Origin of the sequence: Accumulibacter sp., from assembly GCF_036625275.1 — a bacterium.
Classification (GTDB): domain Bacteria; phylum Pseudomonadota; class Gammaproteobacteria; order Burkholderiales; family Rhodocyclaceae; genus Accumulibacter.
Genome location: NZ_JAZKUD010000041.1, coordinates 1 through 17,021 on the forward strand (window position 1 = coordinate 1; position 17,021 = coordinate 17,021).

Sequence of the window (17,021 nt, forward strand, 5' to 3'; positions counted from 1 at the left end):
CTGGAAAAGGTCATGTCTGCTCAGGTGCATCGCCCCGCGTCGCTCAGGTCGTCCGAAAGTGCCGCAACTATCCCATACAAATCATCACGCTGGAAGGTTTTGTTGAGGGGGTGTGAACGATTACGCACGTCGGCGCGTGGCTGTCTCAACGACAGGCTACTTGCCTGGTCCACCCAACAGGGTCACCTGCACTGCGGACACTGCTCAGCGGTCTTGTTGTTTCGACCCGGTCTGCCTGGTTTGCGCGTGCCCGGCTGCTTCGCCATTCCCAGGTGGTGCTTGCACCGCCTTGAACACAATGAGAAACTGCACCTACCATTCATTCAGAGGGGAAACTCATGAACAAGGAAGACATCCTGCGCTGGCAAGACCTGGCGCTGCAATACGGATCCGAACTCGGCATCAAGGTGTTTGCCGCGATCGCTTTCTGGATCATTGGTCGCTGGCTGATCCACTGGGTGGGTCGAATGGTGCAGGGCGCGCTGGGGCGCCAGAAGGTCGATGCAACCTTGATGCGCTACCTCGGGACGGTCATCAATGTCACCCTGAATATCCTGCTGGTGATCGGCATCCTGGGTTATTTCGGCATTCAGACCACGACCTTTGCAGCCCTCTTCGCTGCCGCCGGGGTCGCCATCGGTCTGGCCTGGTCCGGCTTGCTGGCCAACTTTGCCGGCGGGGTATTCCTGATCATCCTGCGGCCGTTGAAAGTGGGCGACTTCGTGACCGTCGGCGGCATCACCGGAACGGTCGAGGAAGTCGGTCTGTTCACTACGGCGCTCAACACCCCGGACAACGTGCTCACCTTGGTGGGCAACAACAAGATCCTTGGCGATACCATCCAGAATTTTTCGACCAACCCCTACCGCCGGGTGGATCTGAAGGCACAACTTTCCGGAGCGGCCGATCATGCTGCGGCAATGGCGCTGCTCAAGGAGAAGATCGCGCTGATTCCCAATGTCCGGCCCGATCCTGCGGTGGATGTCGAGATCCTCGAATTCAACCTCGTCGGTCCCGTCCTTGCAGTTCGTCCATACTGCCATACCGACCACTACTGGCAGGTCTATTTCGACACCAACCGGACGATTCGTGAAGCGCTCGGGGCGGCCGGCTTTCCGGCGCCGATGCCAGCACAGGTGGTGTTCGTCAATCAGCAGTAGGCTGCAAGGCAGCGACTCTTCGGAAATCCCGGGCAAGGATCAGAGACTTCTGAATACTCAAGGATTCCCGCAGCGCTTCATCGCTTCGCCAAATCACGTCACCGCGCCGGGGACGCGGCTCAGGTATGTGGCGGGTGGTGCGTTGCGATGACTGCTGAATTTCTGTCGGGTAACCGACTGACCCTGTTGAACAGCGGCGCCGAGTATTTTCCGGCGCTGATCAAAGCGATCGACAAGGCGCAGCATGAAGTTCACCTCGAAAGCTACATCTTCGAGGATGATGCGACCGGCCGGGCCGTCGCGGCAGCGATGGCCGATGCTGCTCGCCGTGGCGTGATGGTTCGCGTTCTTGTCGATGGTTTCGGTGCCCCCGAGTTTGCCGAACAACTGCAGCCGGCGCTGCTCGCGGCCGGTGTGCAGGCGATGGTCTATCGACCCGAGATCGCACGTTTACGCTTGCGTCGTCATCGCCTGCGTCGCCTGCACCGCAAGCTGGCCATGGTGGATGGGGAAATCGCCTTCGTTGGCGGCATCAACATCGTCGATGACAGCGATCGTCCACTCGAGATGCCGCCGCGCTACGACTACGCGGTGCGTATCGAAGGTCCGTTGCTGCAACCGATGCAGCGGGCATTGCACAGGCTTTGGGAACTGGTGCTGTGGGCAAAACTCAATCGCCGCTACCGGTTGCCGAAATTTCCTCGCCAGGCACCGAAAGCACGTGGCGAGCAAACGGCAGCCTTTCTGGTGCGCGACAACATCCGCCACCGCCGTGACATCGAGGAAGCCTATCTGGCGGCGATCGCCGCCGCTCGGGAAGAAATCCTTCTGGCGAACGCCTATTTCCTGCCTGGCCGCCGCTTCCGGCGGGCTTTGCACGATGCGGCCAGGCGCGGCGTGCGGGTAATCCTCGTACTGCAAGGGCGTATCGAATATCGCCTCCTGCACTACGCCACCCAGGCACTTTACGGGAAGTTGCTGGGCGCCGGCATTCGCATCTTCGAGTATCGGCGCAGCTTCATGCACGCCAAGGTCGCAGTCATCGACCGACACTGGGCAACCGTCGGTTCATCGAATATCGATCCCTTCAGCCTGTTGCTTGCCAGGGAGGCCAACGTCGTGGTACGCGACGAGAAGTTTGCCAGGGAACTGCGACAGAGCCTCCAGGCGGCCATGCGGCAGGGCGCCAGCGAGCTGCCAGCCGATCGCTGGCAGCACCTGCCCTGGTTTTCCCGCCTGTTGCATTGGGCCAGCTACCATCTGATCCGGATCCTCGTCGGCATGACCGGATATGGCCGCAAGCGTTAACCCGGAAAGACTCCGCGCTGCACCGGCACCCGCGCCATCGACCAGGCAGCAATCGCCCAGCGCCAGAAGTCGTGCAAAGGTCCACGACGGACTTCCGGCGGCACCGGATGGCCAAGAAAGTGCAGCGCGGCGGCAAGTACCACACTACCACCCGCAGCATCGACGGCAGCGGCGCGTGTCTGCTTGGAAAGTTTTTCTCCTGCCGCGTTGGTGACCACCGGCAAATGTGCGTAAGTCGGTGTCGGTAGCGCCAGGCGTTGCTGCAGCCAGATCTGGCGTGCCGTCGAGTCGAGCAGATCGACGCCGCGCACCACGGCATTGACTCCCTGTGCCGCGTCGTCGACGACCACCGCCAACTGGTAGGCATACTGACCATCGGCACGCAGTAGAATGAAATCACCCACTGCGCGCGCGAGGTTCTGCTGCACGGGTCCCTGTACGCGATCATCGAATGCGATCTCGCGGTTCGGAACACGCATTCGCCAGGCACGCGGTACACGTCCAGCAGCCAGACCGGCACGGCAGCTTCCAGGATAGACCAGTCCCCCGTCGACTGCCGGTGCCGGCGCGCAGGCGGCAATCTCGCGTCGCGAGCAGGCACAGGGATACGCCTCGCCATCGAGTTGCAGGCGGGCCAATGCCGAATGATAGTGATCCAGACGCCGGCTCTGCATCACCACCTCGCCATCCCACTCAAAGGCAAAGGCTTCGAGCGTGCGCCGGATGGTGTCTGCAGCCTCCTGCCGCGACCGCGACCGGTCAAGGTCTTCAATGCGCAGCAGCCATTCGCCACCGTTGGCGCGCGCGTCAAGATAGCTGCCGACCGCGGCAACCAGCGAACCGAAGTGCAGCGGACCTGTCGGGGAAGGTGCAAAACGGCCTCGGTAGTTATTCACCCAACACTTTCATACGTACCCCGCCCATTCTTCTTGCCTTGGTGTTTCCGGCAGCGCCGGGTAAAATCCGCCGGTCATTATCAGGGTTTGCACCATGAGCAATCGTTCGATCACCCCCGCCGACGAAGCTGCCATTCTCGCCGAGGCACTTCCCTACATCAAACGTTTCCACGGCAAGACCATCGTCGTCAAGTATGGCGGGAATGCCATGACCGATGAGCATCTCAAGCAGTGTTTCGCACGTGACGTGGTACTGTTGAAGCTCGTCGGAATGAACGTCGTGGTGGTACACGGCGGTGGTCCGCAGATCGAGAGTCTGCTCAAACGCGTCGGCAAGAAAGGCCGCTTCGTCCAGGGGATGCGTGTCACCGACGCCGAAACCATGGAAATCGTCGAGATGGTCCTCGGCGGTCAAGTCAACAAGGACGTTGTCAACCTGATCAATCAGGCCGGTGGCAAAGCGGTCGGCCTGACCGGCAAGGACGGCAGTTTCATTCGCGCCAGGAAATTGCTATTGGCGAACCAGGATGACAACGAGGACCTGATCGACGTTGGCCAGGTCGGTGACATCACGCAGATCGACCCGTCACTGATCGGGCACCTGGAGGCCGGCGGCTTCATCCCGGTGGTAGCGCCGATCGGTGTCGGCAAAGGTGGCGAAACCTACAACATCAACGCCGATGTCGTGGCCGGCAAGATCGCCGAAATTCTCAAGGCCGAGAAGCTGGTCCTGCTGACCAACACGCCTGGCGTCCTCGACGAGACGGGCAGGCTGATCACCGGCATGACGCCGAAACAGATCGATGACATGGTCACCGATGGCACCTTGTCCGGCGGCATGCTCCCCAAGATCAGCTCGGCGCTCGATGCCGCACGCAATGGCGTCAAGAGCGTTCATATCATCGATGGTCGCGTCGAGCATGCGTTGTTGCTGGAAATCCTCACCGACCACGGCGTCGGCACAATGATCAAGTCATACTGACCGAAGGATGGTTCTGAAGATTACCTCGCCGGTCTGGCTATTCGACCTCGACAACACGCTGCACAACGCCAGCCCGCATATCTTCCCGCATCTCAACTCCGCCATGGTCACCTACATCCGTGACCACCTGGGCGTCGATGAACAGGTGGCGACACGCATCCGGCAGGACTACTGGCAGCGCTACGGGGCCACGCTGCTCGGCCTGATGCGTCATCACGGCACCGATCCACGGCATTTCCTCTGGCATACGCACCAGTTTCCCGACCTCAAACGGATGCTGGTTCTGGAGCGCGGGCTGCGGAGCATGCTGCTGCGCTTGCCGGGACGCAAGGTCGTCTTCTCCAATGCGCCGCTGCACTACAGCGAGGCGGTCCTTGAACTCGCCGGTATCGACGCCTGCTTCGACGCGGTCTACTCCATCGAGCGTCTCCGCTTTCAACCCAAACCGGCGATTGGCGGCTTCCACCACCTGCTGCGCTGCGAGTGCTTGCCCGCCCATCGCTGCATCATGGTCGAAGATACCCTGGCCAATCTGCAAATGGCGAAACGACTGGGCATGCAAACCGTGTGGGTGAGTGGCAGTACGCGCCAGCCCTCCTTTGTTGACCTGCGGCTGGTTTCCATTCTCGATCTGCCGCGTTGTTTACGGTGCTTGTCGACCGGGAGCCTAATGTAGACCAGGATGGTCTACATTGATGGATCTCGGTCATCATGTAGACTCCACTTTCGGTCATCCCTTGGAATCAGTGTGTTGAGAGAATCTGCCACACCGCAACAACAACTCTTAGAATACAAGGCCATTCTCGACCATTCGGGAATCGCCGTGGTATGTACGCGCAACCGCCTTGTCTACCGCTGCAACCAGCGTGCCGAGGAGCTTTTCGGTTGGCCAGCGGGAACCCTGCTGGGGCAGCCGGATCTCATTTTCCACCCGAACAGCGAAGCCTGCGATGCCCTGCGCCGGCAAGCACGTTTGCAGTTGGGAAATGTCCAGGTCGTGGATCTCGAAACCCAACTGGCGCGTCGCGACGGCAGCACCTTCATCGCACACCTGATCGCTCGCGCCATCGACCCTTCAGAACCCGGCCAGGCCACGGTCTGGATCGTCCGCGACATTACCCAGGAAGTCCACACTCGCGAGGCCGGCGCCCGCCTGCTACGCGAGCAGCAACTCATTTTCCAGAATGCCGAAACCGGCATCGTGATCCTCCGTGACCGAATCATTCAGCGCTGCAACCGGCGCTTTACCGAGATCCTGGGTTATTCACCGGACGAGTTGATCGGCCAATCGACCCGCCTCTACTATCCGAGTGAAGAAGCCTGGCTTGCCACCGGCCGCGAGGCCTATGCGGCGATTGCCGAAACCGGCATCTACCACGGCGACACCCTCTTCCATCGACGCGATGGCTCAACGCTGTGGTGTCACATCACCGGCAGCATGATCAACCCGGTGAACCCGGACGAAGGTTATGTCTGGCTGTACGAAGATGTCACCGAAAAGCGCCAGGCGAGCAGCGCCATGGATGCCTTGCTGCGTGAACAGACGCTGATTTTCGAACGTGCGCCGGTTGGCATCATTTTCCTGCGTGATCGCATCATCCAGCGCTGTAATCCGAGCTTCGAGAGAATCTTCGGCTATCCGCCGGGGCATCTGCTTGGCCAGTCCACGCGCATCCTTTTCCCCAGCGAAGCCGCTTGGAGTGAAGTAGGCGAACGAGCCTACAAGGGGATCGATGACTCCGGAAAATTCGTCGCTGAAATAGAGTACTGCAAGATCGATGGCAGCCCGATCTGGTGCCAGGTGACCGGCAGCCTGCTCGATCCGGCCAACCCGGATAAAGGTCATGTCTGGCTGTACGAGGACGTCACCGCACGTCGAGCGGCTGAAGAGGCCCTGGTGGAAAGCCTCTGGGAACAGCAACTGATCTTTGACAACGCGATGATCGGAATTTCCTACCAGCGTGAACGCACCTTCCTGCGCTGCAATCGCCGTTGCGAGGAGATTTTCGGCTACCCGCCCGGGGGCCTGCGAGGGCTCTCGACGCGCGTCCTGTTCGCCAGCCGGGAGGCTTGGGAAGAGGCCGGACGCCTGGCCTACGGGAACGCGGCGGCGACGGGCACCTTTGACGGCGAACTCCTGTATTGCCGGCGTGACGGCACGCCGATCTGGGTGCATACGATTGGTCGCATCATTGGCGACCATCAGGAAGGGGAAACCTGGATCTGGACCTTCGAGGATGTGACGGCACACCGGGCGGCCGAACAAGCGCTACGGCAAAGTCATCTCGAACTCGAGCAGCGGGTGGCCGAACGCACCCTCGAGTTGTCGCAACAGCTTCATTTCATGCGCCAGTTGATCGAAGCGATTCCCGGTCCGGTCTTCTACAAGAACCGGGAAGGATTGTATCTCGGATGCAATCAGGCCTTTCTCCAACTCATCGGCCGCTCACGCAGTGAGGTCATCGGCGCCACTGTCTACGACCTTGCCCCCCGCGAACTGGCCGACCGCTACCAGGCTGCCGATGACGAATTGTTCCGGCAGACGGGTTCACAAGTGTACGAAGCGAAAGTCCTGCACGCTGACGGCAGCATGCGTGATGTGGTCTTTCACAAAGCCACCTATGGCAAACCTGGCGATGCCAATGGCGGTCTGGTTGGCGTGATGCTCGACATCACCGATCGAAAGCGCATGGAGGCTCGTCTGCAACAGGCTGCAACGGTCTTCGACAGCAGCGCCGAAGGCATCATCATCACCGCACCGAATGGCCGCATCATTGCCGTGAACCGTGCGTTCACCGAGATCACCGGGTACCGCGAGGATGAGGTGATCGGACACAACCCGCGCATCCTGCAGTCCGGACTTCAGGATGCCGCCTTTTACCGGGAAATGTGGCAGGCTCTCGACCGTTTTGGGCTCTGGCGAGGTGAGCTCTGGAACCGGCGCAAGGACAGCGAGACTTTCCTGGAATCGCTGACGATCAGCGCTGTCCATGACCCCGATGGACAACTCACGCACTATGTTGGCGTATTCTCCGACATCACCGCCCTGCGGCAGGCCCACGATCAACTCGATCACCAGGCCCACCACGACCCGCTGACCGGCCTGCCCAACCGCTTGCTGCTTGGCGACCGCTTGCACAAGGCCTTGCAGCGTGCCCACCGCGACGAGACCGGACTGGCCGTCCTGTTCATCGACCTCGATCGCTTCAAGAACATCAACGATACCCTCGGCCACCAGGTTGGCGATCGCGTCCTCTGCGAAGTGGCGTGGCGCCTGAGCAGACTGATGCGAGAAGCGGACACCGTCGGCCGACTCGGAGGCGACGAATTTTTGATCATCATCGAGGACATCGTCGATCCGACCGCCATCTCGCACATCGCAGAAAAGATCCTCAATGCCCTGCAGAATTCTCCGGTGACTGTCGAACAGGAATTCTACGTCGGTGCCAGCATCGGCATCAGCCTCTTTCCGGATGATGGCGCCGATGCCGAGACGCTGATGAAGAATGCCGATGTCGCCATGTACCGTGCCAAGGAACGTGGCCGCAATGCCTATGAATTTTTCACCAAGGAACTGACGCAGTCCTCGCTGGCGCATCTGCAGATGGAGACCGACCTGCGACGTGCTGTCGAACGCGACGAGTTACGGGTCTACCTGCAACCCCAATTTTCCCTGAAAACCGGCCAGGTGCTCGGGGCCGAGGCGCTGGTACGCTGGTTGCGCCCAGAGCACGGACTGGTGATGCCCGGTGAATTCATCAAACTGGCCGAGGAATCCGGACTGATTGTTCAGATCGGTGAATGGGTGCAACAGACTGCCGGCAGTCAGTGGGCTGCATGGATCGCTGCGGGTCGCCGACCGGGGGTGCTGTCAGTCAACGTTTCCGGCGTCGAATTCGTACGTGGCCGAATCCAGGAAACCGCTCGCAAAACCCTGGAGACTTCGCAATTGCCGGCGCAATTCCTCGAACTCGAAATCACCGAAAGCGCCATCATGAGCCATGCCGAGAACAGCGCGCAGACGCTCGACAAGCTGCGCTCCATGGGTCTGACCCTGGTCATCGACGATTTCGGTACCGGTTACTCTTCGCTGGCCTATCTGAAACGTCTGCCACTCAACAAGCTCAAGGTCGATCAAGGCTTTGTACGCGGACTCCCCGGCGACACCGAGGATTGTGCCATCGTGCGCGCGGTGATTGCGCTGGCCCACAGCCTGCAATTGACGGTCATTGCCGAAGGCGTCGAGAGCGAGGCGCAACAGGAATTCCTGACCCGCGAAGGCTGCGACGAAATGCAGGGTTACCTGCATGGCCGGCCGATGCCGTTTGATGAGTATGAAAGGCGCTTTCTCAATGACTGAAATACGCATGCCAGGCATGCCTTCACGACTGGCATTTGTCGATGCACTGAAAGCCCTGGCCTGTCAGATGATCGTTTGGCATCATCTGGCTTTTTATGGGCCGATGTCCGACCATGCCTACCTGCTGGCACCCGACCTGATCCGCTGGTTAAGTCAGGATGCGCGCATGGCGGTACAGGCTTTCCTGGTGATTGGCGGTTTCCTGTCGGCGCGGAGTCTTGCGCCCGCCGGGGTGATGCTTGCCACTCATCCGCTTGATCTCGTGCAGAAACGTTACCTGAAACTGGTCGCACCCTACCTCACGGCCATGCTGATCGGCCTGGCCTGCGCGGCCATCGCGCGTGCGTTGATGGTGCATGACTCCATTCCCGGCCGGCCAACGCTACCGCAGGTCGTCGCGCACGCGCTGCTGCTGCAAAGCATCCTGGGCTATGAAGGCCTGTCAGCAGGCGTCTGGTACGTCGCCATCGACTTTCAGCTATTCGCGATCCTGGTCGGTCTGCTGTGGCTGGCACGGACCATGGCGCGCGGCAGTACTGGCATCCCCACCGTCAGTGCCTGGCTGGTCGTCACCCTGGCATTGGCATCACTGTACTACTTCAACCGCGATGGTGATTGGGATAGCTGGGGAGTCTACTTCTTTGCAGCCTACGCGCTCGGGATCATCACCTACTGGGCGACCAATCGTCAACAAACGCTTGGCTGGCTATTGCCGATGGTCGGTCTGGTGGCCATCGCGCTGCTGCTCGACTACCGTCCACGCCTTGTCGTAGCACTGCTGGTGGCGTTGGCGATCGGTCTGGCACGCTTCTACGGATGGCTTGAGGACCGGCCCCGGTCTCGCCTTGTTGCTTACCTCGGACAGATTTCCTACTCGGTCTTTCTCGTCCACTTCCCGATTTGCCTGCTGATCAATGGTCTCTTCGCACGCTTCGCAGCCTCCGATCCCTGGGTCAATCTGGCGGGGATGTGCCTCGCCTGGCTGGCCAGCCTTGCCGCTGGCGCACTCTTTTTCCGTTATGTCGAGAGTCCGGCACAACGAGGACTTTGGCGTACGCACGCGCAGCCCGGCCTCAGGCCGATGCCTTGAGCCAGGCTGCTGCAGAAAGCGCAAAGTAACTCAGAATCCCGTCTGCACCCGCCCGTTTGCAGGCCAGCAGGCTCTCGAGAATACAGGACTGCTCGTCCAGCCAGCCAAGCTGCGCGGCGGCCTTGAGCATCGCATACTCGCCACTGACCTGATAAACATAGGTAGGCACCTGGAACGTGTCCTTGACCCGGCGGACGATATCAAGATAAGGCATCCCCGGTTTGACCATCACCATGTCGGCCCCTTCGTCCAGATCAATGGCGACTTCACGCAGTGCTTCGTCGCTGTTCGCGGGGTCCATCTGGTAGCTGTACTTGTTGTTCTTGCCCAGATTGCCGGTCGAACCGACCGCGTCGCGGAAAGGGCCGTAGAAGCTTGATGCATACTTGGCCGAGTAGGCCAGGATGCGGGTGTGAATCTGCCGGGCGGCGTCGAGCTCGCGGCGAATGTGACCGACGCGACCGTCCATCATGTCCGAAGGGGCCACGATATCGGCACCCGCCTGTGCATGCACCAGCGCCTGCCTGGCCAGAACCACGAGCGTTTCGTCGTTCAGCACGTAGCCACGGGGATCGTCCGCGTCGATCAGACCATCCTGCCCATGACTGGTGTAGGGATCAAGGGCAACATCGGTCATCACCCCAAGCTCGGGAAACTCTTTTTTCAGTGCGGTCACTGCACGCGGCACCAAGCCATCCGGGTTGTAGGCTTCTTCAGCGCCCGCTGTCTTGTAGCTGGAGTCGATCACCGGAAACAGGGCCAAAGCCGGGATACCCAGTGCGAGCGCCTGCTCGGCGGTCTTCAGCAGCCGATCCAGGCTCTGCCGCTCAATACCCGGCATCGAAGGGATCGGCTCAACACGCTTGACGCCTTCGAGCATAAACACCGGGTAAATCAGGTCATCGACGGTCAGCCGCGATTCGCGCATTAGACGGCGCGAAAAATCGTCTCGGCGCATGCGCCGCATGCGTGCTGCAGGAAATTTTGCCTGGTAATCCATGAAGTATAAAATTCCGGAATGGGTTATGGTCAGATAGATACAATTGATGGAAAAAGTCCGCTGCCTGGGAACTAGCAGTATCGAGCCTCACTCTTAGTATGCAGGTGGCTACGCCATCTCCCGCTTCACCTCCCTGAGCGGGTGCCTTATCCCTTAAGGCACATCCTGTGCCCCCGGCCCCCCTTGCCGGGGGCTTTTTTTAGCGCTTCCCGGCATGGCTACGGGCACCCCAGCCGATGGCACTGCGCTTCTTCGGGCGGGCCGCTTTCTCGATGGCCAAGCCGGTCTGCGGCGATGACTGTGGTTTCCTGGCCAGGCCAAGCCAAGCGCCCAGAACCTCTTCCGCCTCCGCCACTCCCGACCTGTTCAAGCTGGAAAAAAGTTGCAGGGTACAGTTGCCGCCAATTTCCTGCAGCACCTTCTGTACCTCGCGAAATGCGAGCACCTGCTCTTGACGGGAAAGCTTGTCGGCCTTGGAGAGCAGCACATGGATAGGCTTGCCGGTCGGCACAAACCAGCGCAGCATCTGCAGGTCCAGTTCAGTCAGCGGGTGGCGACTATCCATGATCAGAACCAAACCAGACAAGGCGACACGCTGCCGCAAATAGGGGGCCAGCAAACCCTCCCATTGCGAACGGATTTCCTCGGGGGCCTTGGCAAAACCGTAGCCGGGCAGGTCAACGAAGTACTTGCCGTCTTCGACTCGAAAATAGTTCAGATGCTGCGTCCGTCCCGGCGTCTTGGAGACGAAAGCCAGCCGCGAATGATTGGCCAGGGTGTTGATCGCCGACGACTTGCCGGAATTGGAACGACCCGCGAAAGCGATTTCAGATTGAGAATCGGTCGGCAGATCACGCAAGTGGGCAACGGTCGTATGAAAGACCGCCTGCTGGAAGAGAGGCATGAATGAACCCGGGAAGAGTGTGTAATGTGTAGTGGATGGTGTATATGGGACGACGCGGGGTGCGCGCCCGAACGGCAAACTGATATAGAATATCAGCTTTGTGGCATTGCTTCTCCGGCCTCAGATCAGTCATTGTTGTCTTTGGGAGTTTGGACATGATTCGTACAACGACACTCGCGGTTCTCCTGGCCGCCAGTTTCTCCGCCTTCGCAGCAGAACAGGCAAAGGCCAAGGTTGACCTGACCAAAGCCAAGGAAATCGCTGAAGGCATGTGTGTTGCCTGTCACGGGGCCGATGGCAACAGCCCGGCACCGGCCAATCCGATCCTCGCCGGCCAGATTCCCGAGTATCTCTACAAGCAGTTGAGCAATTTCAAGGCGGTCGACGGAAAACCGGCGGTACGTAATAACGCGATCATGGGCGGCATGGTTGCAGCGCTGTCAGACGAGGACATGAAGAGTCTGTCAGTGTATTTCTCGCAGCAAAAGATGAAACCTTCGGCTGCCAAGGAAGAAAAGCTGTTGGCTGAAGGCAAAACGCTATGGCGCGGGGGAGACTTCGAGAAAGGCATCCCGGCCTGTGCCGGTTGCCACGGTCCGGCCGGCGCTGGACTGCCGGCGCAATATCCGCGGCTGTCCGGGCAGTATGCAGAGTACACGGCCAACCAGTTGAAAATCTTTCGCAGCCATGAGCGAGCCAACGATGCGGAAAAAGTGATGCGAACCATCGCCGGCAAGCTCTCCGACCGCCAGATCGACGCCATCGCCGAGTACGCAGCCGGTCTGCGCTAGACCGTCATGCGGCGCACCCCGCATCGCCTTGTCGTCGGACGTTCCGCATACTCCTTGGCACGGAGCGGCTGACCCTCTATCATGCTGTGACTCCAAGACCCGAAAGGACGCTTCATGAAGACTCTCAGGCAAATCCTCGCCGGCAAAAGCGGGCCGCTGATGACCGTCTCGCCGGACGATCCTGTTTTTTACGCCCTGCAGGTGATGTCCGATGCCAACGTTGGCGCGCTCCTCGTGCTCGACAAGGAGCAACTCGTCGGGATCTTCTCCGAGCGTGATTATGCCCGCAAGGTGATCCTCTTCGGCAAGGCGTCAAAAGACACGCCGGTGCGTGCGATCATGACGGACAAAGTGCTCTATGTAACGCCCGACCGGACGGTCGACGAGTGCATGGCGATCATGACGGACAAGCACATCCGTCACCTGCCGGTTCTCGACGACGAAGGCAAAGTCCTCGGGATCGTTTCCATCGGCGATGTAGTCAAGGAAACGATCTGCGAACAACAGTTCATCATCCAGCAAATGGCAAAATACATCACCGGCTGAGCCTGCCTACTGCTGTAGCGGCTCATCGCTACGGCATCTCGTCAAGCCCCACCATGGCCAGATGGCCGGTTTCGCCCCAGGTTTCCAGACTCCAGCAGTCGTCACGGACGCTCACCCAGTTGATCCCGGCGTTGGGAATCAGAAAGTCACGCGGCTTGCTCAAAGGGTGACCACGAACCAGGCGGTTGACGATATCGAGCACGCCGCCATGGGTGACGACGACGACCGTCTGGCCTCGATGGTCGAAGGCAATCCGCTGCAGGCCGGCACGAACGCGTTCGTAGAGTTGCTGCAGACTCTCACCGCCCTGGGGAATGACGAAATCCGGCACGCGTCGCTCAAATGCCAGGTACTCGGCCGGGTACCTGGCACGCGATTCATCGTAGGTCAATCCTTCAAAAATGCCATAGCGCCGCTCACGGAACTCCGGCCGCAAGGTGAGGCGCAGCTTCAGGCTGGCGGCGAGGCACTCGGCAGTCTGGCGGGTACGTAGCAGGTCGCTGCTGTAAAGCGCTGTCACCGGCTCGCCAGCCAGCCAGACCGCCGCCGCTTCTGCCTGTGACAGGCCCGCCGCATTCAGACCGATGTCGATCTGCCCCTGGATGCGCTTTTCCACGTTCCAGGTTGTCTCGCCATGCCGGACCAGGCAGATTCGCGTTGTCTCTTCGCTGGCAATCACCTACATGCTGCGACGGTACTGCCCGCCCACCTCATAGAGCGCCCCGGTGATCTGGCCAAGCGAGCAGACACGAACCGCGTCCATCAGGACCGCAAAGACATTTTCGTTGCCGATCACGGACTGTTTCAGGCATTCGAGCATCGCCCCGGAAGCCGCCGTGTTGCGTGACTGGAAGCCATGCAGGCGAGCCAATTGTGACTGCTTTTCGTCTTCGGTCGAGCGTGCGAGTTCGATTTCGATCTGGGCGTCGCCCTTCGGGTTGCGGAAAGTATTGACGCCGACGATCGGGAATGAGCCATCGTGCTTCTTGTGCTCATAGTAGAGCGACTCCTCCTGGATCTTGCCGCGCTGATATCCGGTTTCCATGGCCCCGAGGACGCCACCACGTCCGGAAATGGCTTCGAACTCCTTCAATACCGCCTCTTCGACCAGATCAGTCAGCTCTTCGATGATGAAAGAGCCCTGATTCGGGTTCTCGTTCATTGCCAATCCCCACTCGCGGTTGATGATCAACTGGATGGCCATGGCACGGCGAACCGATTCTTCGGTCGGCGTGGTGATCGCTTCGTCGTAGGCGTTGGTATGCAGCGAGTTGCAGTTGTCGTAGATGGCGATCAACGCCTGCAGCGTCGTGCGAATGTCGTTGAATGCCATTTCCTGGGCATGGAGCGAGCGACCGGAGGTCTGGATATGGTATTTCAGTTTCTGGCTGCGCTCGTTGCCGCCGTACTTGTTCTTCATCGCCACGGCCCAGATCCGGCGGGCGACACGACCAATGACCGAATACTCGGGGTCCATGCCGTTGCTGAAGAAAAACGACAGATTCGGGGCAAAATCGTCGATATGCATGCCACGTGCCAGATAGGTCTCGACATAGGTAAAACCATTGGCCAGCGTGAAAGCCAACTGTGAAATCGGATTGGCACCGGCTTCGGCAATGTGATAACCGGAAATCGACACCGAATAGAAGTTTCCGATCTGGTTATGAACGAAAAACTCCTGGATGTCGCCCATCATCTTGAGCGCGAATTCCGTCGAGAAGATGCAGGTATTCTGTCCCTGATCCTCCTTCAGGATGTCGGCCTGAACCGTGCCTCGTACATTGGCCAGCACCCAGACGCGAATTTTCTGCATTTCGTCTTCGGTTGGGTCACGGTCGTTATCGACACGAAACTTGTCGACCTGCTGGTCGATCGCGGCATTGAAGAACATCGACAGGATGATCGGCGCCGGGCCGTTGATGGTCAGCGATACCGAGGTGGTCGGTGCGCACAGCTCGAAACCATCAAACAGGACTTTCATGTCGTCGAGCGTGGCGATCGACACGCCGGAGTTTCCGACCTTGCCGTAGATGTCCGGTCGGGCATCGGGGTCACAACCATAAAGGGTGACCGAGTCGAAGGCAGTCGATAGCCTCTTCGCGGGCATGCCTTCGGAAACCTTCTTGAAGCGGCGGTTGGTACGGAAGGCGTCGCCCTCGCCGGCAAACATGCGCGTCGGGTCCTCGTTCTCGCGCTTGAACGCAAAGACGCCGGCGGTAAATGGGAAGGAACCCGGGACATTCTCCTTCATCAGGAAACGTAGCACCTCGCCGTCATCCCTGTAGTTGGGAAGGGAGACCTTGCGAATGCGTGTTCCCGAAAGCGAGGTGTTGGTCAGGCGGGTACGGATTTCCTTGTCGCGAATCTTGACCACGTATTCGTCCTGCGCGTAGAGCTCGACGGTCTTGGGCCACATGTCGAGCAGTTTTCTCGCGCGGGCGTCGAGTTGCCCGTCTTTCCAGGTGATCAGTTCGGCAAAGTGGTCGGCCGGCTTGCCGCAGCTTTCAAACAGATCCCTGGCGGTTCTCAGTGACTGGCGCTGGCGAGCGATCTCCGCCTGCGCAGCGGTATGCGCGTGGTAATTGCGAACGGTTTCGGCAATTTCGGCCAGGTAGCGCACGCGTTTCGCCGGAACGATGGCACGCTGGTTCGACGAGTGTCGAACGCCGATCAGCGGCAGCCTGCCTTTTTTCAACTTCAGGCCCAGCGCGTGCAGTTTGGACGCCATCGCCTGATAGAGAGAGGTCACCCCGTCGTCGTGGAAGCGTGCCGCCATCGTGCCAAACACCGGCATTTCGTCCGGGCTCTGACTGAAGGCCTCGTGGTTGCGCTGATATTGCTTGCACACGTCGCGCAGCGCATCCTCGGCACCCTTGCGGTCAAATTTGTTGATGGCCACGAAATCGGCGAAGTCGAGCATGTCGATCTTCTCGAGTTGCGAAGCGGCGCCGAACTCGGGGGTCATCACGTAGAGCGAGACATCGACCAGGGGTACGATCGCAGCGTTGCCCTGGCCGATCCCCGAAGTCTCGACGATCACCAAATCAAAGCCGGCCAGCTTGCAGGCGGCGATCACCTCGGGCAGTGCGGCAGACACCTCGGAGCCCGTTTCGCGTGTCGCCAGCGAGCGCATGTAGATGTTCGGATGTTCGATGGCGTTCATACGGATGCGGTCGCCGAGCAGCGCGCCGCCCGTGCGCTTGCGCGAGGGGTCAATCGATACGATCGCCAGCTTGAGGGTGTCGCCCTGATCGAGCCGGAAGCGGCGCACCAGCTCGTCGGTCAGCGAAGACTTGCCGGCACCGCCGGTGCCGGTGATCCCGAGTACCGGCACCTTGAGTCCGTCCGCGGCGTGCAGGATTTTCTTGCGCAATGCTTCGGGATAGGCCCCGTTTTCCAGGGCGCTGATGATCTGCGCCAGCTTGCGGCGGTTGCCCGCCTTCAGCGCCGCCAGCACGGCGTCCGGCTCTTGTGGAGCCAGCGCAGCGATGTCGAGGTCGGATTTCGCCATCAGCTCGTTGATCATCCCCTGCAAACCCATCGACTGGCCATCCTGCGGCGAGTAGACGCGCGCTACACCGTAGGCGTGCAATTCGTCGATCTCGCTCGGCACGATGACCCCGCCGCCGCCGCCGAAGACCTGGATGTTCTCACCGCCACCCGCTTTCAACAGGTCGATCATGTATTTGAAGAATTCGACGTGCCCTCCCTGGTAGGAGGTGATGGCAATTCCCTGCACATCCTCCTGCAGTGCGGCGTTCACGATCTCCTGCACGGAACGGTTATGGCCGAGATGAATGACCTCGGCACCGGTCGACTGCAGAATCCGGCGCATGATGTTGATCGATGCGTCATGTCCGTCAAACAGGGAAGCAGCGGTGACAAAGCGCACCTTGTGCTTGGGCTTGTAGGGCAGAAGCTTCTTGGCAATGGAAAGGTCGGTCATGTCGTTCGCGCTCCACAAAGATTGTCCTGGAATTGTCC

General features: G+C 59.9%; 13 protein-coding genes. 8 read left to right on the plus strand and 5 right to left on the minus strand.

Features of this window, described 5'->3' with window-relative positions; all coding sequences use genetic code 11:
- Positions 1-338: 338 nt before the first annotated feature.
- Together V5B39_RS13285 and clsB are read left to right on the plus strand one after the other, a co-directional pair.
- A complete protein-coding gene (locus tag V5B39_RS13285; RefSeq protein WP_332343371.1) occupies positions 339-1,160 on the plus strand; it encodes a mechanosensitive ion channel family protein in 822 nt (273 codons plus the stop codon).
- A gap of 147 nt (positions 1,161-1,307) precedes the next feature.
- Complete coding sequence (clsB, locus tag V5B39_RS13290; RefSeq protein ID WP_332343372.1) at positions 1,308-2,468, plus strand: cardiolipin synthase ClsB; 1,161 nt, start codon at positions 1,308-1,310, stop codon at positions 2,466-2,468.
- On the opposite strand, the gene gluQRS is transcribed toward clsB, so the two are convergent.
- Positions 2,465-3,364, minus strand: coding sequence for a tRNA glutamyl-Q(34) synthetase GluQRS (gluQRS, locus tag V5B39_RS13295; RefSeq protein ID WP_332343373.1), 900 nt, complete (start codon positions 3,362-3,364; stop codon positions 2,465-2,467). The two genes, clsB and gluQRS, sit on opposite strands and share 4 nt — an antisense overlap.
- 94 nt (positions 3,365-3,458) lie before the next feature.
- Here gluQRS and argB point away from each other — a divergent pair, with 94 nt between their 5' ends.
- The 4 genes from argB (at position 3,459) to V5B39_RS13315 (ending at position 9,796) form a co-directional block, all read left to right on the plus strand.
- On the plus strand, positions 3,459-4,346 hold the full coding sequence (gene argB / locus V5B39_RS13300) for an acetylglutamate kinase (protein ID WP_332343374.1): 888 nt from the start codon (positions 3,459-3,461) through the stop codon (positions 4,344-4,346).
- A 7-nt stretch (positions 4,347-4,353) separates the two neighbouring features.
- On the plus strand, positions 4,354-5,022 hold the full coding sequence (locus V5B39_RS13305) for a pyrimidine 5'-nucleotidase (protein WP_332343375.1): 669 nt from the start codon (positions 4,354-4,356) through the stop codon (positions 5,020-5,022).
- 75 nt (positions 5,023-5,097) lie between these two features.
- Positions 5,098-8,706, plus strand: coding sequence for a bifunctional diguanylate cyclase/phosphodiesterase (locus tag V5B39_RS13310; protein WP_332343376.1), 3,609 nt, complete (start codon positions 5,098-5,100; stop codon positions 8,704-8,706).
- The gene (locus tag V5B39_RS13315) at positions 8,699-9,796 is read left to right on the plus strand and encodes an acyltransferase family protein (protein ID WP_332343377.1); all 1,098 of its coding nucleotides are present in this window, start codon (positions 8,699-8,701) and stop codon (positions 9,794-9,796) included. Before V5B39_RS13310 ends, V5B39_RS13315 begins: the two co-directional genes overlap by 8 nt.
- Here V5B39_RS13315 and hemB read toward each other — a convergent pair.
- Positions 9,780-10,796, minus strand: a complete 1,017-nt coding sequence (gene hemB, locus V5B39_RS13320; protein ID WP_332343378.1) for a porphobilinogen synthase — start codon at positions 10,794-10,796, stop codon at positions 9,780-9,782. The genes V5B39_RS13315 and hemB overlap by 17 nt on opposite strands.
- Positions 10,797-10,995: 199 nt before the next feature.
- Complete coding sequence (gene yihA, locus V5B39_RS13325; protein ID WP_332343379.1) at positions 10,996-11,700, minus strand: ribosome biogenesis GTP-binding protein YihA/YsxC; 705 nt, start codon at positions 11,698-11,700, stop codon at positions 10,996-10,998.
- Between the two features lie 155 nt (positions 11,701-11,855).
- Here yihA and V5B39_RS13330 point away from each other — a divergent pair, with 155 nt between their 5' ends.
- Both V5B39_RS13330 and V5B39_RS13335 read left to right on the plus strand, forming a co-directional pair.
- Positions 11,856-12,491 carry a c-type cytochrome gene (locus tag V5B39_RS13330; protein ID WP_332343380.1) on the plus strand — a complete coding sequence of 212 codons (636 nt, stop codon included), beginning with the start codon at positions 11,856-11,858 and terminating at the stop codon, positions 12,489-12,491.
- Between the two features lie 114 nt (positions 12,492-12,605).
- Positions 12,606-13,037, plus strand: a complete 432-nt coding sequence (locus V5B39_RS13335) for a CBS domain-containing protein (protein WP_332343381.1) — start codon at positions 12,606-12,608, stop codon at positions 13,035-13,037.
- Positions 13,038-13,065: 28 nt separating this feature from the next.
- Here V5B39_RS13335 and V5B39_RS13340 read toward each other — a convergent pair whose 3' ends face one another.
- Both V5B39_RS13340 and icmF read right to left on the minus strand, forming a co-directional pair.
- On the minus strand, positions 13,066-13,716 hold the full coding sequence (locus V5B39_RS13340) for a histidine phosphatase family protein (protein WP_332343382.1): 651 nt from the start codon (positions 13,714-13,716) through the stop codon (positions 13,066-13,068).
- Positions 13,717-16,983 (minus strand): fused isobutyryl-CoA mutase/GTPase IcmF, encoded by a 3,267-nt coding sequence (gene icmF / locus V5B39_RS13345; RefSeq protein WP_332343383.1) that lies wholly within the window; start codon positions 16,981-16,983, stop codon positions 13,717-13,719.
- Between the last annotated feature and the right edge of the window lie 38 nt (positions 16,984-17,021).